Annotated in this window: 2 protein-coding genes; both read left to right on the top strand. The window is 74.8% G+C overall.

Annotation, left to right across the window (positions count from 1 at the left end; all coding sequences use genetic code 11):
• The coding region (locus tag AC2VNT_RS17250) for an FAD-binding protein (protein WP_486948013.1) at nucleotides 1–950 on the top strand (950 nt) is incomplete at its 5' end.
• 2 nt (nucleotides 951–952) lie between these two features.
• On the top strand, nucleotides 953–1800 hold an 848-nt coding region (gene nadC, locus AC2VNT_RS17245; protein WP_486948014.1), incomplete at its 3' end, for a carboxylating nicotinate-nucleotide diphosphorylase.

The following is a 1800-nucleotide window of genomic DNA, read 5'->3' as shown; positions in this document are numbered from 1 at the left end:
GGTCCACCGGCGACGGGATCGCGTTGGCGTTGTGGGCCGGGGTCGCGGTCAGCGACGTCGAGTTCATCCAGTTCCACCCGACGATGCTGTTCCGGGCCGGCGCGGGCGGCCGCCGTCCGCTGGTCACCGAGGCGATCCGCGGCGAGGGCGCGATACTGCTTGACCGGCAGGGCAATTCGATCATGGCCGGCGTTCACCCGATGGCGGATCTGGCGCCGCGCGACATCGTCGCGGCCGCGATCGACGCCCGGATGAAGGCCACCGGCGACCCGTACGTCCTGCTCGACGCCCGCGGCATCGACGGCTTCGAGGCCCGGTTCCCGACCGTCACCGCCGCGTGCCGGGCCGCCGGCATCGACCCCGTCCGCCAGCCCATGCCGGTCGTCCCGGGCGCGCACTACAGCTGCGGCGGCATCGTCACCGACGTGTCCGGCCGCACCGAGCTGCCGGGGCTGTTCGCGGCCGGCGAGGTGGCCCGCACCGGGATGCACGGCGCGAACCGCCTGGCGTCCAACAGCCTGCTGGAAGGGCTGGTGGTCGGCGGCCGCGCCGGCAAGGCCGCCGCCGCGCACGCGTCGGCGGCCGGGCGGGTGCACGCCGAGGTGCCCGAGCCGCTGACCTACGCCGCGCCGCGACGCGAGGACCTGCAGCGCGCGATGAGCCGTGACGCGGCGGTCGTGCGCGACGCGGCCGGGCTGCGGCGGCTGTCCGAGATTTTGTCCGCGGCGCCGGTGCGTCGCGTCGCGGGCCGGCGCGATTTCGAGGACGTCGCACTGACGATGACGGCCCGCGCGGTGACCGCCGCGGCCCTGGCCCGCACCGAGAGCCGGGGTTGCCACCATCGCGCCGAACACCCCGACGCGGCGCCGGAGCAGGCCCGCAGCAGCGTCCTGCGGCTGGCCGGGGACCGCACGGCGGTGCTGGTCGAAACGCTGGCGGTGGTCGGGTGACGATGTTGTCCGACGCCGAACGGGCCGCCGCCCTGGACACCATCCGGCGCGGTCTCGACGAGGATCTGTGCTACGGGCCCGACGTGACCACGCTGGCGACGGTTCCCGGTGACGCGGCGGCCACCGCGTCGATGGTGCCCCGCGAGCCCGGCGTGGTCGCCGGGGTGGACGTCGCGTTGCTGGTGCTCGACGAGGTGCTCGGCGCCGGCGGCTATGAGGTGGTGCACCGCGTCGAGGACGGGGCCCGCCTGCAGCCGGGGGAGGCGCTGCTGACCGTGCGGGCGCCCACCCGTGGGCTGCTGACCGCGGAGCGCACCATGCTCAACCTGATCTGCCACCTCTCGGGGATCGCCACCGCGACCGCGGCCTGGGTGGTGGCCGTGGAGGGCACCAAGGCCAAGGTCCGCGACACCCGCAAAACGCTGCCCGGCCTGCGGCTGCTGCAGAAATACGCGGTGCGCGTCGGTGGGGGCGTCAACCACCGGCTCGGGCTCGGCGACGCCGCGTTGATCAAGGACAACCACGTGGTGGCCGCCGGGTCGGTGGTCGAGGCGCTGCGCGCGGTGCGCGAGGCGGCCCCCGACCTGCCCTGCGAGGTCGAAGTCGACTCCCTCGAGCAACTGGACGCGGTGCTGGCCGAGAAGCCCGAGCTGGTCCTGCTGGACAACTTCGCGGTGTGGCAGACGCAGATCGCCGTGCAGCGCCGCGACACCCGCGCACCGACGGTGCTGCTGGAGTCGTCGGGTGGGCTCGGCCTCGACACGGCGGCGACCTACGCCGCCACCGGCGTGGACTACCTGGCCGTCGGGGCGCTCACCCATTCGGTGCGCGTGCTCGACATCGGCCTGGA

It is taken from the genome of Mycobacterium sp. TH-M15 (assembly GCF_057473705.1).
This window is presented reverse-complemented; position numbering and strand designations above follow the sequence as displayed.